Source organism: Modestobacter sp. VKM Ac-2977, assembly GCF_026968045.1.
GTDB lineage: Bacteria > Actinomycetota > Actinomycetes > Mycobacteriales > Geodermatophilaceae > Modestobacter.
In genome coordinates this window covers 282,514-308,033 of the sequence record NZ_JAPVBQ010000002.1, presented here as the reverse complement: position 1 = coordinate 308,033, position 25,520 = coordinate 282,514, and the positions used below count along the sequence as shown (strand labels likewise).

Below are 25,520 nucleotides of genomic sequence, written 5' to 3'. Positions count from 1 at the left end.
GGACCCCATGCACCTCGGCGTCGACAGCTTCGTCTCAGCAGTGACCGACCCGACCACGGAGCGCCTCGTCGGCCCCGAGGAGCGGATGGCGGACCTGCTCGAGGAGATCGAGCTCGCCGACCGCGTGGGGCTGTACTCCTTCGGGATCGGCGAGCACCACCGCAGCGAGTACTACGACTCGGCGCCGGCGGTCATCCTGGCGGCCGCCGCGGCGCGGACCTCCCGGATCCGGCTGGGCAGCGCGGTGACCGTGCTCAGCGCCGCCGACCCGGTGCGGGTCTTCCAGCAGTTCGCCACCCTCGACCTGATCGCCAAGGGCCGGATCGACCTGGTCGTGGGGCGCGGTTCGTTCACCGAGGCCTTCCCGCTGTTCGGGCTCTCCCTGGGCGACTACGACACGCTCTTCAGCGAGAAGCTCGACCTGCTGCTGCAGATCCGCGACTCCGAGCAGGTCACCTGGTCCGGCCGGCACCGCCCGGCGCTGAGCGGCCAGGGCGTGTACCCGCGGCCGCTGCAGGACCCGCTGCCGATCTGGGTGGGCGTCGGGGGCAGCCCCGAGTCCTTCGCTCGGGCCGGGCTGCTCGGGCTGCCGCTCATGGTCGCGATCATCGGCGGCGAGCCCCGCCAGTTCGCGCCGCTGATCGACCTCTACCGCCGCGCCGGTGCCCAGGCCGGGCACGCGCCGGAGAAGCTGCAGGTGGGGCTGCACGTGTTCGGGTACGTCGCCGACAGCAACCAGGCCGCCGCGGACACCATCTACCCGGGGTGGCACGAGATGTTCGCCAAGATCTCCCGCGAGCGCGGCTTCTCCCAGCCGTCCCGGGCGCAGTTCGACGCCACCAGCGGGCCGAACGGGGCCTTCTTCATGGGCGACCCGGACACCGTGGCCGAGAAGCTGGTGCGGATCTCCGGGCAGGTCGGCGGGGTCGACCGGATCTCGCTGCAGATGACCAACCCCCGGCTGGCGCACGCCGACCTGCTGCGCGGCATCGAGCTGCTCGGCACCGAGGTGGCACCGAAGGTCGCCGACGCCTGACCCGGTCAACCGTGGGGGCGGCCGGGCCGGGTGCGTGCCGGCTGGGACGGTCTGTGGGCTCCCGGTCCGGCCCGGTTCAGTTGTGTGCGGCCGGGTTCCGACCCCTGCTGTGTGCCCGATGTGCGTCGGCGGGGACCATGTGTGGGTGGGTGAGGGAGGAGGGTCGGGAGCGCCACCGGCGCCAGACCGTGCCTCCGGTGCCTCACCGGCGGGCCTGCGGAATCGTCGCCGGCGGGTGATCGCCGCTCTGCTCAGGGTCGTCCTGCTGGCCGCGGTCGGTGCCGCGGTCGTCGTCTTCCGGGACCGGCTCGCCGAGTGGTGGGACGGCCTGGTGGGCGTCGCCTGGTCCTGGGTCGTGCTCGCCGCGCTGACCCAGTTGCTGTCCCTGCACTGCCTGGCGCTGCAGCAGCGCGTGCTCATACGCGCAGGTGGCGGCGACGTCCCGCTGCGTCACGCCTCGACCACCATCTACGCCGGCAACACCATCGCCTCCACGGTCCCGGTCGCCGGAGCCGCGGCGAGCGCGGCGTACACCTACCGCCGGCTGCACGCGCTGGGCAACGGCCCCGCTCTCGTGGGCTGGGCACTCGCGGTCTCCGGGATCGCGGCCACGGCCACGCTGGCGGTGGTCCTGGCCGTCGGGTCCGCAGCCACCGGCTCGCTCTGGGGCTCCCTCGGTGCCTTCCTCGCCACGGCGGCCGGCGTCCTGCCGGTGGTGGGGCTGGTGCTGGTCCTCCGGCACGAGCGGTCGCGCACCGTCGTCGTCCGGCTGGCCACCGGCGTCGTCACCGCGCTGTCCCGCTGGGTGCGCGCGCTGCGGGGCAGGCAGGTGGAGCGGCGGATCGAGGAGCTGCTGACCTCCCTGGGTGCCTTCCGGTTGTCCTTCGGTGCCGCGTCCGCCGCCGGCCTGCTCGCGCTGGCCAACTGGGTGCTGGACGTCGCCGCGCTGGCGCTGGCCCTGGTGGCCGTCGGCGCGCCCGTCCCGTGGCAGGGGCTGCTGCTCGCCTGGGGTGCCGGCGCGCTGGTCTCCTCGGCGCGGCTCACCCCGGGCGGCATCGGGGTCGTGGAGGCGGCGCTTGCCTCGGCGCTGGTCGCCGTCGGCCTCCCGGCCAGCCAAGCGGTGCCGGCCGTGCTCGTCTACCGACTGGTCAGCCTCTGGCTGCTCGTCGGGATCGGGGCGTTGCTCCTCCTGGCCGACCCGGGCTCCACGGCGCGCGGGGGTCGCCGCCGGCACGCCGACACCCCCGCGAGCTGACCCGCGCGACCGGCCCGGGACGGCGCCGTCCCGTTTCGGGCGGTCCCCGGCGGGCACACGGGCTGGCGTGCGTGACCTCCCCGAACACTCCCCGTCCGGCCCGGCCACCGCACGCAGCGGCCGGGCGCCCGGCGTCCCACCCACCTTCGTCGACGGCACCCGGCTGTGGGTCGACGCCCGCCTGCGCGCGCTGGTCCAGGCGCGCATCGAGGCCCGGCTGCTGCGCCGGCTCGGCGGCCCGGTGCTCGACGGCCGGGTGCTGGAGCTGGGCACCGGCCGGCGCGGCACCGGCCTGCGGTCGGCGCTGGACACCTTCGGCGCCGCGCACGCGGACGGGGTGGAGATCTTCCCGGCCAGCGTGGCGGACTGTCGCGCGGCGGTGCGCGACCTCGGCGACCGGGTGCAGGTCAGCCAGGGCGACGCGACCCGGCTGAGCGCGGACGACGCCGCCTACGACGCGGTCTTCGGCTGGCACGTGCTGCACCACACCGAGGACTGGCGGGCGGTGGTCGCCGAGGCCGCGCGGGTGCTGCGCCCCGGCGGCCGCTTCTACTCCTGCGAGATGACCGCCCGGTTCATCGACAGCCGGGTGCTCCGCGCGGTCTCCGCACATCCGGCTGACGGCGACCGCCCCACCCCCGCGACCCTGGCGGAGGCGTGCCGGGCCGCCGGGCTGACCGTCACCGCGCAGGAGACCCGACTGGCCGGCTGCTGGACGGCGCTCGTCGCCACCCGGTCGTGACCGCGCCGGGAGACGTCTCCGGGCACTCCACGGCCGGCACGCTCGCCGCCGCCCTCCGGCTGCTCCGCCGGCACGCCCCGGCCGCCTTCCTCGCCTCCGTCGTCGCCACCGCCGTCAACACCGTCCCCGACGTGCTGCGGCAGGTGCTGGTCTGGGACGACCCCCGCCTGTGGGCCGCCCTCGCCGTCGACGTCGTCGGCTTCCTGACCGCACTGGTCGCCCAGCTGTGGGTGACCGGTGCGCTCGCCGGCCTGCTCGACGGCGGGCGGCTCACCCCTGCCGGTGCCCTGCGTCGGGGGACCGCACTGGCGGTGCGGGCCGTGCGGCGTGCGCCCGGGACGGTGCTGGCCGGGGTGGTCACCGGCGGGGCGGTGTCGGCGCTGTTGACCCTGCCGGCGTCGATCGCCGCACTGGGCGCCGGCCGGGTGCTCGGGCCGCTGGACTCACCCGACGTCGGTGCCTTCGCGGTGGCCACCGTCAGCGATGTCGTGGCCAGCGCGGCCACGCTGCCGTACCTGGCGTTCGTGCTGGTGTTGGTGGCCACCGGTTTCCGAGCCGGCCGGCCGGGCACCAGCCGGGCATGACGCTGAACTGGGACGTGACCCGCAAGAGCATCGGCACGCTGTCGATCTGGCTGGGCACCGGCGCCCTGTTCGCCCCGCGGGCGATGACCCGGGCGCTGGGGGTCGACGAGCGGGCCACCGGCAACGACATCGCACTGCCGCTGCTGGTGCGGCTGATCGCCGCCCGGAACATCGCGATGGGCGCGGCCCTGCTGGTCACCCCCGTGCCCCAGGCCCGCCGCACCACGGAGGTCACCCTGCTGCTCACCGCGCTGGACGGCGCCGCCGTGCTGGTCGGTCGGCGCGGCGGTGACGTGGCCGACCGGAGCGTGGGGCTGTCGATGACCGTCCTGGGGCTGGCCGCGGCCGGCGCCGCGCACTGGCACCGCCGCTGACCGGCCCCGGTCAGCCGGCCGTCGGGCCACCGGCGAGCAGGGCGCGCACCGCGTCGATCGTGTCGGCCTCGGCCGGGGTCTTGTCCGGGCGGTAGCGCAGCACCCGGGCGAACCGCAGCGCCACGCCGCCGGGGTATCGGGTGCTGCGCTGGGCGCCGTCCACTGCGATCTCGACCACGAGCTCGGGGCGCAGCAGCACGCCCCAGTCGGGACGCTCGGCGGCGTGCTCGGGGAACGTCCGGGTCTGCCAGGCCAGCAGTTCGTCGGTCATCCCCTTGAACGTCTTGCCGACCATCACCGGCTCGCCGCCGTCGGGGTCGCGGGCGCCGAGGTGGATGTTGGACAGCGAGCCGGCGCGCCTGCCGTACCCCCATTCGGCGCCGAGCACGACCAGGTCGAGGGTGTGCACCGGCTTGACCTTCTGCCACGCCTTGCCGCGGCGACCGGCCGCGTAGGGCGCGTCCAGCGCCTTGACCACCACGCCCTCGTGCCCAGCGGTCAGCGCGTCGTCGAGGACGCCGGCCGCCTCCTCCGGGGTGGGCCGGCGCACCCCGGGCATCCGCAGCGCCGCGTGCGCGTCGTCGGCCAGCAGCCCGGCCAGCGCGTCCAGCCGCACCGCGAGCGGCTCGTCGAGCAGGTCCCGGCCGTCCAGGTGCAGGACGTCGAAGAGGAACGGGCTCAGCAGGACGCCCGCGTCGGCCGACTCGCTGCCGAAACGGCTCATCGTGTCCTGGAAGGCGCGCGGCCGGCCGTCGTCGTCCAGCGCGAGGGTCTCCCCGTCGAGCACGGCGGTCTCGCAGGGCAGCGCCCGGACCCGTTCGACCAGCTCCGGCACGCCGTCGGTCACTTCCCGCAGCGACCGGGTCCACACCCGGACGACGTCGCCGTCCCGGTGCACCTGGATCCGGGCGCCGTCGAGCTTGAACTCGACGGTGACGTCGGCACCGAGGTCGTCGAGCGCGGCGTCCAGCGACGACCCGGGGCTGGCCAGCATCGGCCGCACCGGGCGGCCCACCCCCAGCCGCACGCCCGCCAGCGCCGGGGCCCCGCCGGCCATCGCGAGCGCGGCGGTCTCCGGCAGCCGGCCGGAGAGCATGAAGGCCCGGCGGACGACGGGGGCCGGCACCTCGGCGGCGGCGGCGACCGCATCCAGCACGACGCCCTCCAGCGCACCCTGCCGGAGCTCGCCGGTGAGCAGCCGGACCAGGAACTGCTGCTCCTCCGGGGTCGCCGCGTCGAGCAGCCCGCCCAGGACGGCGTCCCGCCGCGCCGCGGACCCGGCCCCGGTCGTCCCGCCCAGCTCGGTCAGCGCCGAGTCGACCGCCGCGACGGTCAGCGACGGCGCGGCCGCGGTGCCCCCGCCGAGCCGGGACAGGGTGCGCCAGCCGACGCCGAGCCGGCCCTGGCGGGGCTCGCCGGCCAGCCACCCGGTGACCGGCACGACCTCATCGCGGGCGGCGGCCCGCAGCAGTGCGGCGATGGCCGCGGCCTTGGCGGTGCGGGACCGGGTGGCCGTGACCGCGGTGGACGCGGCGAGGACGTCGGCGAGCAGCACCCGGTCATGTTCCCAGTCCGGTGGGCCGGAGGGCTCCCGCTGCGGGCTGCCGCAGGCCAGGATGCGCCCATGGACGTCGACGCACGGCTCCGCGAGCTCGGACTGGAACTGCCCTCGCCGATGGGCCCGGGCGGCAACTACCTGCCGGCCATGGCCGCCGGGGACCTGGTCTTCCTCTCCGGGATGGGCCCGGTCCGGCCCGACGGCACCCTGGTCACCGGCAAGGTCGGCGAGGGTGGCCTGGACCTGGAGACCGCGCGGGAGGCCGCGCGGCTCACCGGGCTGCAGCTGCTCGCGGCGCTGCGCGCCGAGCTCGGCGACCTCGGTCGGGTGCAGCAGGTGGTCAAGCTCTTCGGGATGGTCAACTGCCGGCCCGGCTTCAACCGCACGCCCGCCGTGATCGACGGCTGCTCGGACCTCTTCGTCGACGTGCTCGGCGACGTCGGCCGTGGTGCCCGGTCGGCCGTCGGCATGGCCGAGCTGCCGTTCGACATCGCCGTGGAGATCGAGGCCGTCGTCCGCGTCACCGCGTGAGCCCGATCCCCGCCGAGCCCTCAGGAGATGACGTGCTGCTCGAGACGATGACCTCCGACGAGGTGCAGGCCGCGCTCGCGGACGGGCGGTGCGACGTCATCGTGCCGTGCGGCGCGGTGGAACAGCACGGCCCGCACCTGCCGCTGGACGTGGACGCGGTGCACGCCGACCGGCTGGCGGTGGAGCTGGCACAGCGGCTCGGGACGGCGCTGGTCGCCCCCACCATCCGGGTGGGCGTCTCGCCGCACCACATGGGCTTCGCCGGGACGATCAGCCTGCGCCCGGAGACGTTCGAGGCGGTCTACACCGACTACTGCCAGAGCCTGGCCGCGCACGGCTTCCGGTCCATCCTCTGCTTCTCCGCCCACGGCGGGAACTTCGCCCCGCTGGCGCAGATGGAGGCACGGCTGGACGCCGCAGTGGGCCCGGACTGCCGGGTGGTCGTCTACTCCGACCTCCTCGGCCTGGTCGACCTCTGGCGGTCCGCCGTCGCCGACGCCGGGGGAGACCCCGAGCGGGTCGGTGGGCACGCCGACGTCGCGGAGTCCTCCGTCTACGCCGCCCTCCGGCCTGGGCAGGTGCGCACCGAGCGGCTGGTCCGCGGCTACACCGGGCCGGTCGACGACGCCCTGCTGCAGCGCATGTTCACCGGCGGCATCGGGGCGATCTCCGACACCGGGGTCATGGGCGACGCGCACGGGCTCTCCACCGCCATCGGCGAGCTGTGCCTGGCGCGGGTCGCCGACGCGCTCGCGGCCCACTTCACCCAGCGACTGGAGGCGGTGCGGACGCTGCCCTGAGCGGGGAGGATGCCGGGATGCCGCGCCTGCTGGTCGTCCACCACACGCCCTCGCCGGCCCTGCAGGCGGTGCTGACCGCCGTCCGCGAGGGCGTCGCGCTGGTGGAGGAGGTCGAGCTGACCGTGCGGCCCGCGCTGTCGGCGGGGGCGGCGGACGTGCTCGCCGCCGACGGCGTCCTGCTCGGGACGCCGGCCAACATCGGGTACATGTCCGGTGCGCTCAAGCACTTCTTCGACACGGTCTTCTACCCGTGCCTGGACGCCACAGCCGGGCTGCCGTACGGGGTCTACGTGCACGGCAACGACGACACCGCCGGAGCCCTGACCAGCGTGCAGCGGATCACCGGTGCGCTGGACTGGCGGCAGGTGGCGGCACCGCTGAGCCTGACCGGGGCGCCGGGGGCCGAGGACCTCGAGGCGTGCCGGGAGCTGGCGGCGACGGTCGCGGTCGGTCTGTGACAGCGCGCGCACGATGACCGCCGCCGGGTCACCGCCGCGCGTGCCACCATGGCGGCGTGGCTTCCACCTCCGCCTCGGCCAGCGCACTGCTGCACCACGTGCGCACCGGGCGGGCGCGGAGCCGCGCCGAACTCGTCGCGCTGACCGGCTCGTCCCGGAACACGGTGAGTGCCCGGGTCGACCAGCTGATCGCGGCCAACCTGCTCGAGGAGGGCGGCCGCGGCTGGAGCACCGGTGGGCGGCCGCCGACGCTGCTGCGCTTCAACAGCCAGGCCGGGTGCGTCCTCGCCGTCGACCTGGGCGTGACCAGCGTCGACGTCGCGGTCACCGACCTCTCCGCGGAGATCCTGGCGACGGTGGGCCACCCCATCGACATCGCGGAGGGCCCCGGCCCGGTGCTGGCGGAGGTCGACCGGCTGGCCCAGGGTGTGCTGGCCGAGGCGGGCCTGACCCCGGCCGACGTGTGCGCCGTCGGCGTCGGCGTCCCCGGTCCGGTGGAGTTCTCCACCGGCCGGCCGGTGCACCCGCCGATCATGCCGGGCTGGCACGACCACCCGATCCCCAGCGCCTTCGGCCGGTACGACTGCCCGGTCTTCGCCGACAACGACGTGAACGTGATGGCGCTGGGCGAGATGGGCATCGCCGGGTCGACCGAGGACGTGCTGGTGATCAAGGTCGGCACCGGGATCGGCTGCGGCATCGTCGTCGACGGGCAGGTCTACCGCGGTGCGCAGGGCAGCGCCGGCGACATCGGGCACATCTCCGTCCCGCCGCCGCACGGGGAGCCCGTCCTCTGCCGGTGCGGCAACGAGAACTGTCTCGAGGCGATCGCCGGTGGCGGTGCCCTGCTCCGCGACGCGCTGGCAGCCGGCCTGCCGGTGACGACGACGCGCGAGCTGGTGCAGCTGGCCGCGCACGGTGACGGGCCGGCCCTGGAGCTGGTCCGCAACGCCGGCCGGACGATCGGCACCGTGCTGGCCAGCCTGGTCAACTTCTTCAACCCGCACCGGATCGTGATGACCGGTGGGGTGGCGCAGGCCGGGCCGCCGCTGCTGGCCGGCATCCGGGAGGCCGTCTACGGCCGCTCCCTGCCGCTGGCCGCCCGCGCACTGGACATCTCGGTGAGCGCGGCGCCGGACCTGTCCGGGCGGCTCGGTGCCGCGCTGATGGCGATCGAGGGCTTCCTGGACGAGGACTCCGCCTACCAGGTGGGGCGCGCCGACGCCGACTCCGCCGAGGCCCCGACCGCCCGCTGACCTCGGGGTCCGTCCCCTCGGGCAGTCCGTTCCCAGGCCGACGTGCCCGGACGACGGCTGGTCGGCCCGGGCTGACGACCTCATCGGCGCGCCAAGCCCGGGTTGACCCGGACGGTGAGGGGTTGAGCCGCAGGCGCACGCGGGTCAACCCCTCCGGCACCGGGTTGACCCGGCGAGCGCGACGGCACGGATGCCCCGGACGCCGGCGGCCTCGCGGCTGACCTTCTGTCGTTGCGGTTCGGTAACGCCGCCGCGGTCTCTTGACCCCTGTGTGACGACGGACATAGTGTCCCGCCTGACGTACTTCTGTTCAGTGCTGAGCATAAGTCTGGAGTGGTGGCATGACCGGCGTCCTGTTCGCCCGGCACGGGGTCCCCGCGTGAGCGCTCCGTCGGCGACGCCGCTGCTGGAGATGCACGGCATCGTCAAGCAGTTCCCCGGCGTCCGCGCCCTCGACGGCGTCGACCTCGACGTCCGGGCCGGTGAGGTGCACTGCCTGCTCGGTCAGAACGGCGCGGGCAAGTCCACGCTGATCAAGGTGCTCGCCGGCGCCCACCAGCCCGACGAGGGCCGGATCACCTGGGACGGCGCCGAGGTCACCCTGGGCGACCCGCAGGCCGCGATGTCCCGGGGCATCGCCACCATCTACCAGGAGCTCGACCTGGTGGCCGGGCTGTCCGTCGCGGACAACGTCTTCCTGGGCCGGGAGCGGTCCCGCCTGGGGATCACCCGGCCGGCCCAGGCCAACCGGGCCGCCGGGGAGCTGCTGGCCCGGCTGGGACACCCGGAGATCCGGTCCACCGCCGAGGTCGGCTCGCTGTCGGCAGCCGCGCAGCAGATGGTCAGCATGGCCCGGGCGCTGTCCCAGGACGCGCGGCTCATCGTGATGGACGAGCCGTCGGCGGTGCTGGACAGCGAGGAGGTCGAGCACCTCTTCCAGGTCATCCGCGACCTCACCGCCGAGGGGGTCGCCGTCGTCTACATCTCCCACCGGCTGGAGGAGATCCGCGAGGTCGGCGACCGGATCACCGTGCTCAAGGACGGCCGGACGGTCGCCACCGGGCTGCCGGCGGCCGAGACCTCGACCCGGGAGGTCATCACGCTGATGACCGGCCGGACGATCGAGTACGTCTTCCCCACCCGCCGCGAGTTCCCCGGCCAGACCGCCGAACCGGTGCTGGAGGTGCAGGACCTCTCCCTGGCCGGGACGTTCAGCGACGTCTCCTTCGCCGTCCGCCCGGGGGAGGTGCTCGGCCTGGCCGGGCTCGTCGGCTCCGGCCGGTCGGAGATCCTCGAGACGGTGTACGGGGCCCGGCGGGCCACCACCGGCACGGTGCAGATCGCCGGACGCCGGCTGCGGCCCGGCAACGTGGCCGCCGCCGTGGACGCAGGGGTCGGGCTGGCGCCGGAGGAGCGCAAGAGCCAGGGCCTGCTGCTGAGCGAGCCGATCTACCGCAACATCACGCTGTCCAGCCTGGCCCGGTTCGCCCGCGGTGGCCTGCTGTCCGGGGGAGCGGAGAAGCAGGCCGCCCGGGATCAGGCCGAGGCGCTCGACCTGCGGCCGGTCGACGTCGAACCCGAGGTGCGCACGCTGTCCGGCGGGAACCAGCAGAAGGTCGTGCTGGCCCGCTGGCTGCTCCGCGACTGCAAGGTGCTCCTGCTCGACGAGCCCACCCGGGGCGTCGACGTCGGGGCGCGCTCGGAGATCTACGCACTGATCCGGGAGCTGGCCGACCGCGGCGTGGCCGTGGTCGTCGTCTCCAGCGAGATCCCGGAGGTGCTCGGCCTGGCCGACCAGGTGCTGGTGATCGCCGACGGCGCCATCGTCGCCCGCGGCCCGGCCGACGAGCTCGACGAGCACCGCGTGCTCGACCTGGTCATGGAAGGAGCGGCCCCGACCCCGGGCGCCGCACGCGAAGGGGACGTGGCGTGATGAGCGAGACCACCACTGCGACTCCGCCGGCGGGCAGCGCCGCCGGCGCCTCCGACGGCGGGGGCAAGGGGCCGGGCCTGCTGGCCGGCCCGCTGGGCCGCAACCTCGGCCTGGTCGTGGCCCTGCTGGTGCTCTGCGTGGTCGGCGCCCTCACCGCGCCCGGGCGGTTCGTCGACGTGGACAACGTGCTGACGATCCTCCGCCTGGCCGCCGTCATCGGCGTGGTGAGCGTCGGGATGACCTTCGTGATCATCGGCGGCGGGATCGACCTGTCGGTGGGCGCGCTGGTCGCCCTCTCCTCGATCTGGGCGACCACGCTGGCCACTCAGGCGATGGCCGAGGACTTCCACTGGATCGTCATGGTGGCCACCGCGATCCTCGTCGGCGCCGGGGCGGGACTGGTCAACGGGATCGTCATCGCGTACGGGAAGCTGGTGGCCTTCATCGCCACCCTGGCGATGCTCGCGGCTGCCCGTGGCCTGGCGGAGATCATCGCCCAGCGGCGGACGCAGATCGTCCAGGACCGCGGCTTCATCGAGTTCTTCGCCGGCGACGTGCTCGGCATCCCCACTCTGGTGATCATCTTCGCGCTGGTGGCGGCGGCCGGCTGGGTGCTGCTCAACCGCACGACCTTCGGCCGCCGCACCTTCGCCGTCGGCGGCAACGCCGAGGCCGCCCGGCTGGCCGGCATCCGGGTGCAGCGGCACACCGTGTGGCTGTACGTGCTGTCCGGGGTCTGCTGTGGCATCGCGGCGGTCATGCTGATGGCCCGGACGACGACCGGCAGCTCCACCCACGGCACCCTCTACGAGCTGGACGCGATCGCCGCCGTCGTCATCGGCGGAACGCTGCTCATCGGCGGCCGGGGCACCATCGTCGGCACCGTGCTCGGCGTGCTGATCTTCACCACGCTGAGCAACGTCTTCGTGCTGAACAACCTGTCCAGCTCCGCGCAGGCGGTCGCCAAGGGCGTGATCATCGTGATCGCCGTCCTGCTGCAGCAGCGGCTGGCCACCGGCGGGGTGCGTCCCCGGAAGAAGGCGCGTGGCGGTGGCGCCGCGGCGCCGGGCAACCCGGCCGGCGCCCTGCCCGGTGGCTCGGCGACCGCCGGGGGACCGGCCGGCGCCCGCCCCGGCGACTCCGGCGGCCGCCCGCCGCACTGACCCCGCCCGCCCCCCGACCTCCCACACCTGACCTCCGGACGGCCTCCCGGCCAGCCGGCGCACCACCCGACTCCCTGGCGGCGCAGCCAGGGCGGCGATCCACGAGGAGAGAACATGTCTGCAACGAGGCAGCGTCCGCACCGTCGCCTGCTGACCACCACCGTCGGCCTGCTCGGCGCCGGGGTCCTGGTGGCCGGCTGCACCAGCAACACCCCGGAGAGCTCCGGGTCCGACGAGGGCGGTGGCGACGTCGTCGCCAGCTCCAACGACGAGACCGGCGAGACGGTGCGGATTGGCTTCTCCGCACCCGCCGCCGACCACGGCTGGATGGCCGGCATCAGCAACGCCGCCCAGGCCGAGGCCGACCGGCACGAGGACGTCGACCTGATCGTCGCCGAGGGCACCAACGAGGTCGGCGCCCAGATCGCCCAGGTCGAGACCTTCATCAACGAGGGCGTCGACGCGATCGTGCTGCTGCCCTTCGACGGCGCCGCGCTCACCCCGGTCGCGCTGCGGGCGATGGAGGCCGGCATCCCGGTCATCAACGTCGACCGCGAGTTCTCCAGCCCGTTCGCCGCCCGGGCCACCATCCTGGGCGACAACTACGGCATGGGCGTCTCGGCCGGCACCTACATCTGCTCGCGGCTGGGCGACCAGCCCGACGCCGTCGTCGCCGAGATCGCCGGCATCGACTCGCTGCCGCTGACCCAGGACCGCAGCCAGGGCTTCGCCGACGCGCTGGCCGACTGCGGCCTGGACGTCGACAACCGGGTGGCCGCAGAGTTCACCGTCGAGTCCGGGGAGGAGGCGGCGGCCAACCTGCTGCAGGCCGCACCCGAGATCGACGCGCTGTGGAACCACGACGACGACCAGGGCGTCGGCGTGCTGGCCGCGATCAACAACGCCGGCCGCGACGAGTTCTTCATGGTGGGCGGGGCCGGCTCTGCCAACGCCATGCGGGACATCCAGTCCGGTGACTCGGTGCTGGAGGCGACCGTCATCTACCCGGCGACCCAGGCCGCCGACGGCATCGCGCTCGCCCGCCTGATCGCCCAGGGCAAGAGCATGTCCGACCTGGTGTCCCAGGAGGTGCCGCGGGAGATCGTGCTGAACGCGCCGGTGGTCACGGCCGAGAACGTCGACCAGTACATCGACGACGCGTTCGAGTCCTGACCGCACCCCCGGTGCCGTCGGTGACCCCCTCCGGTCACCGACGGCACCGGTCCCACCCCTGGAGCCTGCGATGACCCTCCCTGCCCGGCCGGCGCTGCGCGTCGGACTGATCGGCCACGCCTTCATGGGCGCGGCGCACTCCCACGCGTGGCGTACCGCGCCGCGCTTCTTCGACCTGCCGCTGGCCCCGGAGCTCACCGTGCTGGCCGGCCGTGACCCGGACGGGGTCGCCGCGGCTGCCGGGCGGCTCGGCTGGTCCGACACCGAGACCGACTGGCGCCGGGTCCTGGAGCGGCCCGACGTCGACCTGGTCGACATCTGCACCCCCGGCCACACCCACGCCGAGATGGCGATCGCGGCGCTGGCGGCCGGCAAGCACGTGCTGTGCGAGAAGCCGATGGCCAACTCGGTGGCCGAGGCGGAGGCGATGGCGGAGGCCGCCGACCGGGCTGCTCGGTCCGGGGTGCGGGCGATGGTCGGCTTCACCTACCGGCGGGTGCCGGCCATCACCCTCGCCCGGCAGCTGGTCGCCGAGGGCCGGCTCGGGCAGATCCGGCACGTGCGGGCCCAGTACCTGCAGGACTGGATCGCCGACCCGGCCGCGCCGATGTCCTGGCGGCTGGAGAAGGACAAGGCCGGCTCCGGCGCGCTGGGCGACATCGGCGCGCACATCGTCGACCTCACCCAGTTCATCACCGGGCAGACGCTCACCGGCGTCAGCGCGCTGCTGGAGACCTTCGTGAACAAGCGGCCGCTGCCGGCGAGCAGCGGGAAGCTCGGCGGGGTCGGCGGCGAGGGGATGGGCGAGGTCACCGTCGACGACGCCGCCGTCTTCCTGGGCCGGTTCACCGGGGGAGCGCTCGGCACCTTCGAGGCCACCCGGTTCGCCCTCGGCCGGAAGAACGCCATCCGGATCGAGGTGAACGGCTCGGCCGGCAGCCTGGCCTTCGACTTCGAGGACATGAACGTCCTGCACTTCTTCGACGGCGGCGAACCGGCCACGACGGCCGGCTTCCGCCGGATCGTCGTCACCGAGCCCGAGCACCCCTACGTGGGTGCGTGGTGGCCCGCCGGTCACGGGCTGGGCTACGAGCACGGCTTCACCCACCAGGTGGTCGACCTGGTCACCGCGCTGGCTGCCGGCGAGCAGCCGACGCCGTCGTTCGCCGACGGCCTGCAGGTGCAGCGGGTGCTGGCCGCCGTGGAGCGCAGCGCCGCCGACAACTCCACCTTCACCGAGATCGAAGGAGACCGCTGATGCCCCGCCCCGTCACCCTGTTCACCGGCCAGTGGGCCGACCTGCCGTTCGAGGAGGTGTGCCGGCTGGCCTCCGGGTGGGGCTACGACGGCCTGGAGATCGCCTGCTGGGGCGACCACCTCGACGTCGTCCGGGCCGCCGAGGACCCCGGCTACGTCAAGGAGCGGCTGGACCTGCTCGACCGGCACGGCCTGTCAGTGTTCGCCATCTCCAACCACCTCAACGGCCAGGCCGTCTGCGACGACCCGATCGACGAGCGGCACCGCGGCATGGTGCACCCCCGGGTGTGGGGGGACGGCGACCCGGAGGGAGTGCGGCAGCGTGCGGCGGAGGAGATGAAGGCGACCGCGCGGGCGGCGCGGGCGCTGGGCGTCGACGTCGTCGTCGGGTTCACCGGGTCGAAGATCTGGAAGACCGTGGCGATGTTCCCGCCGGTGCCCGAGTCGATGATCGACGAGGGCTACGCCGACTTCGCCGCCCGCTGGAACCCGATCCTGGACGTGTTCGACGAGGTCGGCGTGAAGTTCGCGCACGAGGTGCACCCCTCGGAGATCGCCTACGACTACTGGACGACGGTGCGCGCCCTGGAGGCGATCGGCCACCGCGAGGCGTTCGGGCTGAACTGGGACCCCAGCCACTTCGTCTGGCAGGACCTGGACCCGGTCGGCTTCCTCTGGGACTTCAAGGACCGCATCTACCACGTCGACTGCAAGGACGCGAAGAAGCAGGTCGGCAACGGGCGCAACGGCCGGATGGGGTCGCACCTGCCCTGGGCCGACCCGCGGCGCGGCTGGGACTTCGTCTCCACCGGGCACGGCGACGTCCCGTGGGAGGCCTGCTTCCGGATGCTCAACACCATCGGCTACGCCGGGCCCATCTCCGTGGAGTGGGAGGACGCCGGGATGGACCGGCTGGTCGGGGCGCCGGAGGCACTGGAGTTCGTCCGCCGGCTGGCGTTCGACCCGCCGGACGCGGCCTTCGACGCCGCCTTCTCCAGCGGCGCCTGACCCGTCGGGCTGCGGGGCCACGGGGTCCCGCAGCCCGACGGTGCACCGTTTGCCCCCAGCCGGTCAGCACGTGATGCTCGTCACATGGTCAGCGCACCGGGTCCGACGTCGTCGGTCGAGGAGACGCCGGAGTCCACCGGCAAGGTCGACACGAAGTTCTACGAGAAGGAACTGTCCCGGCTGCAGACGGAGCTGGTGAAGCAGCAGGAGCACATCCGCGCGCGGGGCCTGCGGGTCGTCGTCCTCTTCGAGGGCCGCGACGCCGCCGGCAAGGGCGGTGCGATCCAGCGGATCACCGAGAGCCTCAACCCCCGGCACGCGCACGTCGTCGCGCTCCCGGCGCCGACCGAGCGGGAGAAGGGGCAGTGGTACTTCCAGCGGTACGTGGCGCACCTGCCCGGCCCGGGGGAGATGGTGCTGTTCGACCGCTCCTGGTACAACCGCGCCGGCGTCGAGCGGGTCATGGGCTTCTGCACCGACGAGGAGTACGAGGAGTTCCTCCGGTCGTGCCCGGAGTTCGAGCGGATGCTGGTGCGCAGCGGGATCACGGTCGTGAAGTACTGGTTCTCCGTCAGTGACACCGAGCAGGAGGCCCGGTTCCAGAAGCGGCTCAAGGACCCGACGAAGCGCTGGAAGCTGAGCCCGATGGACCTGGAGGCGCGCAACCGCTGGGTCGACTTCTCCCGGGCCAAGGACGCGATGTTCGCCGCCACCGACATCCCCGAGGCGCCCTGGTGGGTCGTCGAGGCCGAGGTGAAGAAGCGCGCCCGGCTCAACGTGATCGCGCACCTGCTGACCCAGGTGCCGTACGAGGACCTGACCCCGTCCGCGCCGGAGCTGCCGCCCCGGCCGCCGGTGGAGGAGGACTACCTCCGCCCGCCCAAGGAGAGCCAGCACATCGTCCCCGACATCGTCCCCTGAGCCGCTCGGGGCGGCCGCGCCTTCGGACCGCACCCTCGGCCGAGCTGAGCTGGCGCCGCGCCGGCAACGTCCGCCCTGAAGGCGGCTTCAGGGACACGGTGTGTGTCGAAGGACCCTGAGCGGGCGTGCCAAGATGCGGCATGTCCGTTGCTCCGCGTTCAGCGATCGAGCCAGGGTGGCGCCTTGACCAAGTGGCGACCGCGGGCCGAGAGAATCTCGACCCGGTCCACGTCGCCCGGTACGACACAATCGAGGACGCCGGTGCCCCCGGGGAGGTGGCGCTGCTCCAGAACCTGGGGCTAGATCAGAACGCCGTCGTCGTCGACCTCGGCACCGGGACGGGGCAGTTCGCACTGGCGGTGGCTGCACACTGCGCCCGCGCAGTCGCAGTCGACGTCTCACCCGTGATGCTTGCTGAACTTCGGGGGAAGCTCGACCGCGCTGGGATGGACAACGTCGAGGTGGTGCAGGCCGGTTTCCTCGATTACGAACACCACGGGGCGCCCGCCGATGTCATCTACTCGCGCTACGCCCTGCACCACGTTCCCGATTTCTGGAAGGGCGTGGCATTCGCCCGGCTGCACACTGCTCTGCGGCCCGGTGGGCTCTTGCGTCTATGGGATGTGGTCTACAACTTCGAGCCGGCCGAAGCGGAGAGCCGCCTGGAGGCGTGGTGCGCGACCGGAGGCTCGGTCGATGCTGAAGGCTGGAGCAGGGCCGACTACGAAGAGCATGTCCGTGACGAACACTCGACCTACACCTGGGTCTTGGAAGCCATCGCACAGAGAGTTGGCTTCACCATCGAGCAGGCGGAGTACTCCACCGATGGGATCTTCGCCCAGTACGTGCTTCGCCGCCCGTAGCCCGTGTCCCATGGTGGGCCACTAAGAGGCACCCCGGACGTCGACGCGAGCAGCTGGAGAGGTACACCGCCATGGCCACGGAGGGCGTCGGCTGTAGACGGCAGTTCGAGCCGGTGATGTGGGGCGAGGCCGCCCGCCCCCGCTGAGCTAGGTTCCCGGAGATGGCCCGTCGCCTCGTCTGCCTCATCGCCGCCCTGACGGTGACCGGATGCTCGGCGGCGCCGGAGCCTCGGAGCACGACGGCGGAACGGACGACGAGTGAGTCCCCGTCGCAGAGGCCCGCTCCCACCTCCAGCAGCAGTCCTCCAGAGCCGAGACCGGTCGTCTTGGCCTTCGCCGGGGACGTGCACACCGCCGGCCGGCTCACCGAACGCTTCCAGCAGCAGCCGGAGACCGCCCTTGCATCGGTTGGTCCGCTGCTGGGGAGCGCCGACCTGACCGTCGTCAACCTCGAGACCGCGGTGACCGACCGCGGCACGGCCGAGGACAAGTCGTTCACCTCTCGCGCACCGCCGTCGGTGTTCGACGCGCTGCGGGTGGCCGGCGTCGACGTGGTGAGCATGGCCAACAACCACGGCGTGGACTTCGGACCGGTCGGGCTCACCGACAGCCTGGACGCCGCTCGACAGCGGGGCTTCCCGTTGGTCGGGCTCGGCGTCGACGACGCCGCCGCCTTCGCGCCCCACCTGGTGACGATCCGCGGCGAGCGCATCGCGGTGCTGGGCGCCGACCAGGTGCCCGACGAGACCGTGGCGCGGTACTCCGCCGGGCCGGGTCGGGGCGGAGTGGCGTCGGCCTTCGACACCGATCGGCTGCTGCAGGCGGTGGCCGCAGCACGGCAGCAGGCCGACACGGTGGTGGTCTACCTGCACTGGGGCCAGGAGGAGCACAGCTGCCCCACGGCGTTGCAGCAGGCGCTCGCCCAGCAGTTGTCCGACGTCGGTGCGGACATCGTCGTGGGCACCCACGCCCACCAGTTGCAGGGAGCCGGGTGGCTCGGGCAGACGTACGTCGCCTACGGCCTCGGCAACTTCGTCTGGTGGCGCTCGCTCTCGGAGATCTCCGTCCAGACCGGGGTCCTCGACCTCACCGTCGACGACGGAGAGGTCCTCCAGGCGGACTTCGTACCGGCGCGGATCGACGACACGGGCATCCCGCGACCCCTCACGGGGCCGGACGCCGACCGCGCGGAGGTCGACTTCGCCGCCCTCCGCGCCTGCGCCGGGCTCGCCGACGCCCCCACCCGACCTCGGCGGTCGGCGGACTAGCCGACGTCCAGGACGTGCCGGGTGAGCCAGTCGTTGCCGAAGGCGCCGCGCGGATCGAGCCGGTCGACCAGGGCGAGGAAGTCGGCGTGGCGGGGGTACCGCGGGGCGAGGGTGGCCGCGTCGGCGAGGAAGAGCTTGCCCCAGTGCGGGCGGGCGCCGAGCGGCAGCAGCTGGGCCTCCAGCTCGACCAGCAGCTCCTCGACGTCGGCCTGGGCGGGCAGCCAGGTGAAGTGCAGGCCGAGGGTGGGCTCGCCGTACGCGGTGCTCATCCACAGCTCGTCGGCGGCGATCGTGCGGATCTCGCAGATCTGCAGCAGCGGCCGGATCCGGTGCGCCAGCGAGCGCAGCGCCTCCAGCGCTTCCACCCCTGCGGTGCGGGGCAGCAGGTACTCGGACTGGATCTCGTTGCCGTTGCTCGGGGTGAAGCCCATCCGGAAGTGCGGCAACCGGTCCGACCAGAGGCCTGCGCTGCCCAGCTGCGCGGTGGCCGGGGCGGGGTCGATGCCCGGCAGCGGGTGCCGCTCGGCGGCGGCCTCGACGGCGCCGAACAGGTCACCGGCGGGGGAGTCGGCGACCTCGGTGCGGGACTTCACCCAGACCATGTCCACGCTCGGTCCCAGCAGCGTGAACAGGCTGACGCTGTAGCCGGCCGACAGCACCTCGTCCAGGTTGCCGTAGAGCGCGTCCCAGGGCAGCTGCTCGAACACCCGCTGCTGCACGTCGAAGGTCGGCTCGACGTCGAGGGTCATCCGGGTGACCGCCCCGAGCGCACCGAGCCCGACCACCATGCCGTCGAAGTCGGCGTCGCCGCGGGCGCACCGGACCAGCTCCCCGCTGGAGGTCACCAGCTCGAGGCCGGCGACCGCCGTCGCCAGGTTGCCGTTACCGACACCGGATCCGTGGGTGGCCGTGGCCACCGCGCCGGCGATCGAGATGTGCGGGAGCGAGGCGAGGTTGTGCAGCGCCAGGCCCTCCTGGTGCAGGGCGGCAGCCAGCTCGCCGTACCGGAGGCCCGCATCGACGGTGACCGTGCGCCGGTCGCTGCTCACGTCGACCCGGTCGGAGGTCATCGCCTCCAGCGACACCAGCTCGGCGCTGTCCCCGATGGCGGTGAAGGAGTGCCTCGAGCCCAGCACCCGCACCTGCCGGGCGTTCGCGATCGTCTCCTGCAGCTGGGCCAGCGACTCCGGCCGGTGCAGCTGCGTCGCGCGATAGGTGTGGTTGCCTGCCCAGTTCGTGGTCGCCAGTGCGACGGGTGCCTCGGTCACACCCCAGTGTCCCGCAGGTCCGCCGTCCGCGTCGGGCGAGACGTCGGTCAGAGCAGCCGGTCGAGGTCGTCCGGCCCCGGCCCGGTCCCCCCGGAGTCACGGACGGGGGACGACTCGGGGACGTCGTCGTCGGGTGGCTCGTCGGCGACGGGCCCCTCGGCGTAGAGGGTGCTGGGGTCCTTGGGGTCCATCTCACGCACGACGGGTGCCTGCCCGGGGAGGTCGGGGTGAAACGCGGCACCGGGTCACCAGGGGCCCTCCCCGCCGCCGAAGTACACGGTGACGAACAGCCAGCCGAAGACGACCAGCAGCGCGGCGAACTCCAGGGCGTACAGCTGCCAGCCGCCGTTGGCGATCTGCTGGCGCAGGCCCGGCTCGTCCGAGTGACCGGAGTCGGGGGTGTCGGCCATGGGTCTCTCCTCCCAGGACGGGAGCCCCACCGCGGCGCACTCGTGGACCGTGAGGCCACGCCGGGCCGCCGGAGGGGCTCGGGTCCCCGGGCTCGGTTCGCCCGGGTCGACCAGCTCCATGCCCAGCCCGAGCACGATCCAGACGTCGGAGCCGACTCGGAGCCGTGATCCCGGGCCACGCGCGCAGCCCAGACGTCCCATTGACACCCTTCCGCTGACCTCCCTACGGTCGGGCGCGTTCCACCGGACTGACCGAGGGCACGACCCCGTTCGCCGTTCCTGGTGCTGCGGGGCACGGCTCCCGCCACCGCGCGATGACGCCGGTGGACCACCACGGACACCGGAGTCCCGCATGCCTGGACGCGCCACCCTGCCCTCCTCCCGTCAGCCGGCCGCCGCGGCGAGCCGACGGCACCGACGGCGCCACTGGCCCCTGGTGGCCACCCTCAGCACCGGCCTCCTCGTCGGCAGCGCGGCCGCACCGGCCGCTGCGGGCGAGGGGCACCCCGGGCGCGGCGGCGGCTCCGACCGCGGCTCCGCGAGCACGACCGTCGAGCCCTTCGGCACCGCGCCCGACGGCACCCCGGTCGAGCGCTGGACGCTGAGCAACGGCGACATGACGGTCCGGGTGCTCACCTACGGCGGCGTCATCCAGACCCTGGAGGTGCCCGACGAGGACGGGGACGTGGAGAACGTCGTCCTGGGCTTCCCCGACGTGGCCGGCTACGCCTCGGACGCCGACCCGTACTTCGGCTCGATCATCGGCCGCTACGGCAACCGCATCGCCGGCGGCGCCTTCGACCTGGAGGACGAGACCTACCAGCTCCCGCTCAACGACGGCCCGAACACGCTGCACGGCGGTCCCGACGGGTTCGACGACCGGGTGTGGACGGCCACCCCGGTCGGCAACGAGCACGTCGCGGCGCTGCGGCTGGAGCTGGTCAGCCCGGCCGGCGACCAGGGCTTCCCCGGCACCCTCACCACGGCGGTCACCTACGCCATGGACCGGCACAACCGGCTGGCCGTCCGCTACGAGGCCACCACCGACGCACCGACCGTCGTCAACCTCACCCAGCACACCTACTGGAACCTCGCCGGTGAGGGCTCGGGGACCATCTACGACCACGAGTTGATGATCGACGCCGACGCCTACACCCCGGTCGACGAGACGCTCATCCCCACCGGGGAGATCGCGCCGGTCGAGGGCACGCCGTTCGACTTCCGTGAGCCCACCGCGATCGGGGAGCGCATCCGGGTGGCCGACCAGCAGATCCTGTACGGCCAGGGCTACGACCACAACTGGGTGCTCGACCGCGAGGACGACGGCGCGCGCGAGGGCTCGGACAGCGAGGACGCGCTGGAGAAGGCCGCCGTGCTGCACGACCCGGACAGCGGCCGGACCCTGACGATCGCCACCACCGAGCCGGGCCTGCAGTTCTACTCGGGCAACTTCCTCGACGGCACGATCGTGGGCACCGGCGGGAGCGTCTACCGGCAGGGTGACGGGCTGGCGCTGGAGACCCAGCACTTCCCGGACTCCCCGAACCAGCCGGAGTTCCCCTCGACGGAGCTGCAGCCGGGCGAGGAGTACCAGAGCACCACGGTGTTCATCCTGGACAACTGACGGCCGGGTCGCCGGCTGCGGGTGGGGCTCCCCACTCGCAGCCGGCGACGTCAGGCGTCGTAGTCGACGGTGACCTCGTCGGTCAGCGGCAGCGACTGGCAGGTCAGCACGTACCCGGCGTCCACCTCGCCCGGGTCCAGCGCGTAGTTGCGGCGCATCTCCACCTCGCCGTCGGTCACCCGGGCCCGGCAGGTGCCGCACACCCCGCCCTTGCAGGCGAACGGCAGGTCGCCGCGCACCTGCTGCGCGGAGTCGAGCACCGGCACGCCGCGCGGCAGCGTCAGGGTGGTGGTGCGGCCGTCCAGCACGATCGTCACCGAGCTGCTGGGGCCCTCGACGGTCTGGTCGTCGCCGCGGACCGGCTCCGGCGGCAGGTCGTCGACGTAGAACAGCTCCTGGTGCACCCGCTCGGTCGGCACGCCCAGCTCGGTGAGCAGCTCGCGGGCGTCGGTGACCATCCCGTGCGGGCCGCACAGCCACCAGTGGTCGACCAGCGGCGCGTCGGTGAAGGCGTCGACCAGGGTGCGCAGCCGGTCGCCGTCCAGCCGGCCACTGGTCAGCTCGGCGTCCCGCGGCTCGCGGGAGAGCACGTGCACCAGCTGCAGCCGGGTGCCGTAGCGGTCCTTCAGGTCGGCGAGCTCGTCGGCGAACATCACCGTGTTGGTGCGGCGGTTGCCGTAGAAGACGGTGACCGTCGACTCGCCGTCCCGCAGCACGGTGGCGGCCAGCGAGAGCACCGGCGTGACCCCGGACCCGGCGACGACGAACACGTGGTCGCCGGGGACGGACAGGTCGGCGGTGAAGGTGCCCGACGGGGGGAGCACCTCGATCTCGTCGCCCGGCCGCACCTCGTTGACCAGGTAGGCGGAGAAGAAGCCGCCGGGCACCTCGCGGACCCCGACCCGGGGTGCGGCGCCGACCGGGGCGCAGATGGAGTACGAGCGTCGCTCGTCGCGGTCCCCGTCCACCCGGCGCAGGGTCAGCGCCTGGCCGGGGCGGAACGAGTAGTCCTCGGCCAGCTCCGGTGGGACGTCGAAGGTCACCGCCACGGCGTCGTCGGTGAGCCGCTCGACCTGGGCGACCTTCAGCGGGTGGAACTGCGGACGCCGGCGGGCGGGGGCCGTCATCAGATCTCCTTGAGGTGCTCGAAGGGCTCCAGGCAGACCCGGCAGCGGCGCATCGCCTTGCACGCGGTCCCGCTGAACTCGCTGATCTCCTCGGTGTCGGCCGACCCGCACTGCGGGCAGCTCGCCGTCCGGCGGGACGGGCCGAGCTGCAGCGGCACCGGGCCCGTGTGGCGTACCGGCGCGTCGCCAGGGGGTGCGATGCCGCCGGCGGCCAGCTTGCGGCGGCCGGCCGGGCTGATCCAGTCGGTGCTCCAGGCGGGGGAGAGGACCGTCCGGACGTCGACGTCGGCGAACCCGGCCCGGTGCAGCGCGTGCACCAGGTCGGCGCGCATGACGCCCATCGCCGGGCAGCCGGAGTAGGTGGGGGTGATCTCCACGACCACCGTGCCGGCCTCGTCCCGGACGTCGCGCAGTACGCCGAGGTCGGCCAGGGTCAGCATCGGCAGCTCGGGGTCGGTGACCGTCTCCGCCACCGCCCGCGCGTCGGAGGGGCCAAAATCGCGACTTTGGCCCCTCGGGGTCGACGTCATCGCGGTCACCAGGTCGCGGCCGGGTGTTCGCGGGCGGTGGACTGCAGCTCGGTGAGCAGCGCGGTGAAGTCCGCGCTGTGCTCACCGGCGCGGCCGCGGCTGGGCTGCGGGGTGGGCCATTCGGGCGCGGTGAGGGTCGCCCGCTCGAGCACCAGGGTCAGCACGTCGCGCACCTCGTCGGCGAGCTCCGCCGGGTCGACGGCCACCCCGGCGGCGGTCAGCCGGGTCTCGACGTCGGTGGCGGTGAACAGGTCGGCGAGCAGCGGCCAGACGGCGTCGACCCCGGCCTGGGTGCGGCGGTGCGACTCCGGCGTCCCGTCGCCGAGCCGGAGCACCCAGCGGGCGGCGTGGTCGCGGTGGTAGGTCAGCTCGGGCACGCCCTTGGCGGCGATCGCGGCGAGCACCGGGTCGCGGGACTCGCGCAGCCGGGCGAACAGTGCCAACCGCCAGGCGGAGGCGGCCAGCAGCCGGACGACGGTCTGCCCGAAGTCGCCGTTGGGGGCCTCGACCAGCCCGGAGTGGCGGAACTCGTCGGGGTCGCGGAAGTAGGCGAGTGCGTCCTCGTCGGGGATGCTCGCCGTCGCCCGCTCGCGGCTGCGGCCGAGCACGCCGACCGACCCCGCCCGGGCCAGCAGCAGCCGGGCCTGGCCGAGCAGGTCCAGCCCGCAGTTGGCCAGCGCGACCTCTTCTTCGAGCTCGGGGGCGTTGGTCACCCACTGGGTGAGCCGCTGGCACAGCACCAGTGCGTCGTCGCCGAGCATCAGGCAGTACGCGCCCAGGTCAGCCGGGTCGATGCCCTCGGGCACGGTGGTGTCGACCCCGGCCAGCGGCTCGTCGAAGCCGGTGCCGAACGCCCACTGCCCCTCGCCCCCGTGCGCATGGTCCAACGCCTCGTACACGGTCTCTTCGTGCATGGAGTTCGCTCCGCTCACATGTGGGGGACGTTCTCCGGGATCTCGTAGAACGTCGGGTGCCGGTAGACCTTGTCGCCGCTGGGGGCGAACAGCGGGTCCTTCTCGTCCGGGCTGGAGGCGGTGATGTCGTTGGCCTGCACGACCCAGATGCTCACGCCCTCGTTGCGCCGGGTGTAGAGGTCGCGGGCGGCGTGCACGGCCATCTCGTCGTCGGGGGCGTGCAGCGAGCCGACGTGCACGTGGTTCAGCCCGCGCTTGCCGCGGACGAACACCTCGTACAGCGGCCAGTCGCGCTTGCTGACTGCGGGCTGGTCGGCCACCGGCACGCCCGGCCCGGTGGGGACGGCGCCGTGCCCACCCTCGGCGGTGACGTCGCCCATCGGCCCGCCGGCAGCTGCGTCGCTCATCAGGCGCTCACGGCCGCGTGCTTGTCGGCGTAGGCGGTCGCCGCCTCGGTGACCCATGCGTTGTCGTCGCGGGCGGCCCGGCGGCGGGCGATCCGCTCGTCGTTGCACGGGCCGTTGCCGGCCAGCACCTGCTTGAACTCAGACCAGTCGATGGCGCCGAAGCGGTAGCGGCCGGTCCCGGGGTCCAGCGCGAGCTCGGGGTCGGGCAGGGTCACGCCGAGCACCTCGGCCTGCGGCACGGTCATGTCGACGAAGCGCTGGCGCAGCTCGTCGTTGCTGTGCCGCTTGACGCCCCAGGCCATCGACTGCGCCGAGTTGGGGCTGTCGTCGTCCGGCGGGCCGAACATCATCAGCGAGGGCCACCACCAGCGGTCGACGGCGTCCTGCACCATCGCCCGCTGGGCGTCGGTGCCGCGCATCATCGTCATCAGCAGCTCGTAGCCCTGCCGCTGGTGGAAGGACTCCTCCTTGCAGACCCGGATCATCGCCCGGGCGTAGGGCCCGTAGGAGCTGCGGCACAGCGGCACCTGGTTGCAGATCGCCGCGCCGTCGACCAGCCAGCCGATGACGCCGACGTCGGCGTAGGTGAGCGTGGGGTAGTTGAAGATCGAGCTGTACTTCTGCTTGCGCTCGATGAGCTTGTCGGTGAGGTCGGCCCGGTCGGCGCCGAGGGTCTCGGCGGCGGAGTAGAGGTACAGCCCGTGGCCGGCCTCGTCCTGCACCTTGGCCAGCAGGATCGCCTTGCGCCGCAGGCTGGGGGCGGCGAGCAGCCAGTCGCCCTCGGGCTGCATGCCGATGATCTCCGAGTGGGCGTGCTGGGCGATCTGCCGGATCAGTCCCTTGCGGTAGCCCTCGGGCATCCAGTCGCGCGGCTCGATGCGGTGGTCGGCCGCGATCGTGGCGTCGAACTGCTGCTGCAGCACGGTCTCGTCCGGAGTCGGGCGGTCCAGCGTCGGCGCAGACATGACGTCCCCTCGTTGGGCGATCATTTACTGACCATGCGGTCGGTATTCAGTGTCCACCCTGGCGCGGCGAGGCACAAGCCGTCCCCGCCGGACGG

Annotated in this window: 27 protein-coding genes; 18 read left to right on the top strand and 9 right to left on the bottom strand. The window is 73.6% G+C overall.

Features of this window, described 5'->3' with window-relative positions; all coding sequences use genetic code 11:
- The first annotated feature begins 7 nt into the window (after window positions 1–7).
- The 5 genes from O2V63_RS09100 (at window position 8) to O2V63_RS09080 (ending at window position 3,991) form a co-directional block, all read left to right on the top strand.
- Window positions 8–1,036, top strand: coding sequence for an Atu2307/SP_0267 family LLM class monooxygenase (locus tag O2V63_RS09100; RefSeq protein ID WP_269167218.1), 1,029 nt, complete (start codon window positions 8–10; stop codon window positions 1,034–1,036).
- 235 nt (window positions 1,037–1,271) lie between these two features.
- Window positions 1,272–2,291: a lysylphosphatidylglycerol synthase transmembrane domain-containing protein gene (locus tag O2V63_RS09095; RefSeq protein WP_269167217.1), complete on the top strand. Its 1,020-nt coding sequence runs from the start codon at window positions 1,272–1,274 to the stop codon at window positions 2,289–2,291.
- 67 nt (window positions 2,292–2,358) lie between these two features.
- A complete protein-coding gene (locus O2V63_RS09090) occupies window positions 2,359–3,033 on the top strand; it encodes a class I SAM-dependent methyltransferase (RefSeq protein ID WP_269167216.1) in 675 nt (224 codons plus the stop codon).
- Window positions 3,030–3,617: a hypothetical protein gene (locus O2V63_RS09085; protein ID WP_269167215.1), complete on the top strand. Its 588-nt coding sequence runs from the start codon at window positions 3,030–3,032 to the stop codon at window positions 3,615–3,617. The genes O2V63_RS09090 and O2V63_RS09085 overlap by 4 nt, the downstream gene beginning before the upstream one ends.
- Window positions 3,614–3,991 (top strand): DUF4267 domain-containing protein, encoded by a 378-nt coding sequence (locus O2V63_RS09080; protein ID WP_269163271.1) that lies wholly within the window; start codon window positions 3,614–3,616, stop codon window positions 3,989–3,991. Before O2V63_RS09085 ends, O2V63_RS09080 begins: the two co-directional genes overlap by 4 nt.
- Before the next feature lie 10 nt (window positions 3,992–4,001).
- On the opposite strand, the gene O2V63_RS09075 is transcribed toward O2V63_RS09080, so the two are convergent.
- A complete protein-coding gene (locus O2V63_RS09075) occupies window positions 4,002–5,546 on the bottom strand; it encodes an ATP-dependent DNA ligase (RefSeq protein WP_269167214.1) in 1,545 nt (514 codons plus the stop codon).
- 69 nt (window positions 5,547–5,615) lie between these two features.
- On the opposite strand from O2V63_RS09075, the gene O2V63_RS09070 reads away from it, so the two are divergent.
- The 12 genes from O2V63_RS09070 (at window position 5,616) to O2V63_RS09015 (ending at window position 18,180) form a co-directional block, all read left to right on the top strand.
- Complete coding sequence (locus tag O2V63_RS09070; RefSeq protein WP_269167213.1) at window positions 5,616–6,080, top strand: RidA family protein; 465 nt, start codon at window positions 5,616–5,618, stop codon at window positions 6,078–6,080.
- A gap of 32 nt (window positions 6,081–6,112) precedes the next feature.
- Window positions 6,113–6,880: a creatininase family protein gene (locus O2V63_RS09065; RefSeq protein WP_269167212.1), complete on the top strand. Its 768-nt coding sequence runs from the start codon at window positions 6,113–6,115 to the stop codon at window positions 6,878–6,880.
- 17 nt (window positions 6,881–6,897) lie between these two features.
- Window positions 6,898–7,338: a flavodoxin family protein gene (locus O2V63_RS09060; RefSeq protein ID WP_269167211.1), complete on the top strand. Its 441-nt coding sequence runs from the start codon at window positions 6,898–6,900 to the stop codon at window positions 7,336–7,338.
- A gap of 56 nt (window positions 7,339–7,394) precedes the next feature.
- On the top strand, window positions 7,395–8,594 hold the full coding sequence (locus tag O2V63_RS09055; protein WP_269167210.1) for an ROK family protein: 1,200 nt from the start codon (window positions 7,395–7,397) through the stop codon (window positions 8,592–8,594).
- Between the two features lie 379 nt (window positions 8,595–8,973).
- Window positions 8,974–10,527, top strand: coding sequence for a sugar ABC transporter ATP-binding protein (locus O2V63_RS09050; protein ID WP_269167209.1), 1,554 nt, complete (start codon window positions 8,974–8,976; stop codon window positions 10,525–10,527).
- The gene (locus O2V63_RS09045) at window positions 10,527–11,690 is read left to right on the top strand and encodes an ABC transporter permease (RefSeq protein WP_269167208.1); all 1,164 of its coding nucleotides are present in this window, start codon (window positions 10,527–10,529) and stop codon (window positions 11,688–11,690) included. Before O2V63_RS09050 ends, O2V63_RS09045 begins: the two co-directional genes overlap by 1 nt.
- A 114-nt stretch (window positions 11,691–11,804) precedes the next feature.
- Window positions 11,805–12,863, top strand: coding sequence for a substrate-binding domain-containing protein (locus O2V63_RS09040; protein ID WP_269167207.1), 1,059 nt, complete (start codon window positions 11,805–11,807; stop codon window positions 12,861–12,863).
- A 70-nt stretch (window positions 12,864–12,933) separates the two neighbouring features.
- On the top strand, window positions 12,934–14,121 hold the full coding sequence (locus O2V63_RS09035; protein ID WP_269167206.1) for a Gfo/Idh/MocA family protein: 1,188 nt from the start codon (window positions 12,934–12,936) through the stop codon (window positions 14,119–14,121).
- Complete coding sequence (locus tag O2V63_RS09030; protein ID WP_269167205.1) at window positions 14,121–15,128, top strand: sugar phosphate isomerase/epimerase family protein; 1,008 nt, start codon at window positions 14,121–14,123, stop codon at window positions 15,126–15,128. The genes O2V63_RS09035 and O2V63_RS09030 overlap by 1 nt, the downstream gene beginning before the upstream one ends.
- Before the next feature lie 84 nt (window positions 15,129–15,212).
- The gene (ppk2, locus tag O2V63_RS09025) at window positions 15,213–16,049 is read left to right on the top strand and encodes a polyphosphate kinase 2 (RefSeq protein ID WP_269167204.1); all 837 of its coding nucleotides are present in this window, start codon (window positions 15,213–15,215) and stop codon (window positions 16,047–16,049) included.
- A 275-nt stretch (window positions 16,050–16,324) separates the two neighbouring features.
- Entirely contained in the window at window positions 16,325–16,912 is a 588-nt protein-coding gene (locus O2V63_RS09020; RefSeq protein ID WP_331253835.1) for a class I SAM-dependent methyltransferase, read from the top strand.
- A 326-nt stretch (window positions 16,913–17,238) separates the two neighbouring features.
- Entirely contained in the window at window positions 17,239–18,180 is a 942-nt protein-coding gene (locus tag O2V63_RS09015; RefSeq protein ID WP_269167202.1) for a CapA family protein, read from the top strand.
- Here O2V63_RS09015 and O2V63_RS09010 read toward each other — a convergent pair.
- The 3 genes from O2V63_RS09010 to O2V63_RS09000 are packed head-to-tail and all read right to left on the bottom strand — an operon-like array spanning window position 18,177 to window position 19,858.
- On the bottom strand, window positions 18,177–19,448 hold the full coding sequence (locus tag O2V63_RS09010) for a D-arabinono-1,4-lactone oxidase (RefSeq protein WP_269167201.1): 1,272 nt from the start codon (window positions 19,446–19,448) through the stop codon (window positions 18,177–18,179). The genes O2V63_RS09015 and O2V63_RS09010 overlap by 4 nt on opposite strands.
- A gap of 47 nt (window positions 19,449–19,495) precedes the next feature.
- A complete protein-coding gene (locus O2V63_RS09005) occupies window positions 19,496–19,648 on the bottom strand; it encodes a hypothetical protein (RefSeq protein WP_164699637.1) in 153 nt (50 codons plus the stop codon).
- Window positions 19,649–19,693: 45 nt separating this feature from the next.
- Complete coding sequence (locus O2V63_RS09000) at window positions 19,694–19,858, bottom strand: hypothetical protein (RefSeq protein WP_269167200.1); 165 nt, start codon at window positions 19,856–19,858, stop codon at window positions 19,694–19,696.
- Between the two features lie 436 nt (window positions 19,859–20,294).
- Here O2V63_RS09000 and O2V63_RS08995 point away from each other — a divergent pair, with 436 nt between their 5' ends.
- Window positions 20,295–21,482, top strand: coding sequence for an aldose epimerase family protein (locus O2V63_RS08995; protein WP_269167199.1), 1,188 nt, complete (start codon window positions 20,295–20,297; stop codon window positions 21,480–21,482).
- Between the two features lie 50 nt (window positions 21,483–21,532).
- Here the strand turns inward: O2V63_RS08995 and paaE are convergent, their stop codons facing one another.
- From paaE to paaA, 5 genes are read right to left on the bottom strand one after another with little or no spacing between them, the layout of a single operon-like run.
- Window positions 21,533–22,609, bottom strand: a complete 1,077-nt coding sequence (paaE, locus tag O2V63_RS08990; protein WP_269167198.1) for a 1,2-phenylacetyl-CoA epoxidase subunit PaaE — start codon at window positions 22,607–22,609, stop codon at window positions 21,533–21,535.
- Window positions 22,609–23,139, bottom strand: a complete 531-nt coding sequence (gene paaD / locus O2V63_RS08985; RefSeq protein ID WP_269167197.1) for a 1,2-phenylacetyl-CoA epoxidase subunit PaaD — start codon at window positions 23,137–23,139, stop codon at window positions 22,609–22,611. Before paaD ends, paaE begins: the two co-directional genes overlap by 1 nt.
- Before the next feature lie 5 nt (window positions 23,140–23,144).
- Window positions 23,145–24,053, bottom strand: coding sequence for a 1,2-phenylacetyl-CoA epoxidase subunit PaaC (gene paaC / locus O2V63_RS08980; protein WP_269167196.1), 909 nt, complete (start codon window positions 24,051–24,053; stop codon window positions 23,145–23,147).
- A 14-nt stretch (window positions 24,054–24,067) separates the two neighbouring features.
- Complete coding sequence (gene paaB, locus O2V63_RS08975; protein ID WP_442929009.1) at window positions 24,068–24,460, bottom strand: 1,2-phenylacetyl-CoA epoxidase subunit PaaB; 393 nt, start codon at window positions 24,458–24,460, stop codon at window positions 24,068–24,070.
- Entirely contained in the window at window positions 24,460–25,425 is a 966-nt protein-coding gene (gene paaA, locus O2V63_RS08970; protein WP_269167195.1) for a 1,2-phenylacetyl-CoA epoxidase subunit PaaA, read from the bottom strand. Before paaA ends, paaB begins: the two co-directional genes overlap by 1 nt.
- Window positions 25,426–25,520: the final 95 nt, after the last annotated feature.

Bases quoted from the DNA above. Each gene is read 5' to 3' on its own strand.
- O2V63_RS09080 (WP_269163271.1), top strand. From the start codon at position 3,614: ATGACGCTGAACTGGGACGTGACCCGCAAGAGCATCGGCACGCTGTCG.
- ppk2 (WP_269167204.1), top strand. From the start codon at position 15,213: ATGGTCAGCGCACCGGGTCCGACGTCGTCGGTCGAGGAGACGCCGGAG.
- paaB (WP_442929009.1), bottom strand. From the start codon at position 24,460: ATGAGCGACGCAGCTGCCGGCGGGCCGATGGGCGACGTCACCGCCGAG.
- paaE (WP_269167198.1), bottom strand. From the start codon at position 22,609: ATGACGGCCCCCGCCCGCCGGCGTCCGCAGTTCCACCCGCTGAAGGTC.
- O2V63_RS09100 (WP_269167218.1), top strand. From the start codon at position 8: ATGCACCTCGGCGTCGACAGCTTCGTCTCAGCAGTGACCGACCCGACC.
- O2V63_RS09045 (WP_269167208.1), top strand. From the start codon at position 10,527: ATGAGCGAGACCACCACTGCGACTCCGCCGGCGGGCAGCGCCGCCGGC.
- paaD (WP_269167197.1), bottom strand. From the start codon at position 23,139: ATGACGTCGACCCCGAGGGGCCAAAGTCGCGATTTTGGCCCCTCCGAC.
- O2V63_RS09070 (WP_269167213.1), top strand. From the start codon at position 5,616: ATGGACGTCGACGCACGGCTCCGCGAGCTCGGACTGGAACTGCCCTCG.
- O2V63_RS09030 (WP_269167205.1), top strand. From the start codon at position 14,121: ATGCCCCGCCCCGTCACCCTGTTCACCGGCCAGTGGGCCGACCTGCCG.
- O2V63_RS09040 (WP_269167207.1), top strand. From the start codon at position 11,805: ATGTCTGCAACGAGGCAGCGTCCGCACCGTCGCCTGCTGACCACCACC.
- O2V63_RS09060 (WP_269167211.1), top strand. From the start codon at position 6,898: ATGCCGCGCCTGCTGGTCGTCCACCACACGCCCTCGCCGGCCCTGCAG.
- paaC (WP_269167196.1), bottom strand. From the start codon at position 24,053: ATGCACGAAGAGACCGTGTACGAGGCGTTGGACCATGCGCACGGGGGC.
- O2V63_RS09035 (WP_269167206.1), top strand. From the start codon at position 12,934: ATGACCCTCCCTGCCCGGCCGGCGCTGCGCGTCGGACTGATCGGCCAC.
- paaA (WP_269167195.1), bottom strand. From the start codon at position 25,425: ATGTCTGCGCCGACGCTGGACCGCCCGACTCCGGACGAGACCGTGCTG.
- O2V63_RS09000 (WP_269167200.1), bottom strand. From the start codon at position 19,858: ATGGCCGACACCCCCGACTCCGGTCACTCGGACGAGCCGGGCCTGCGC.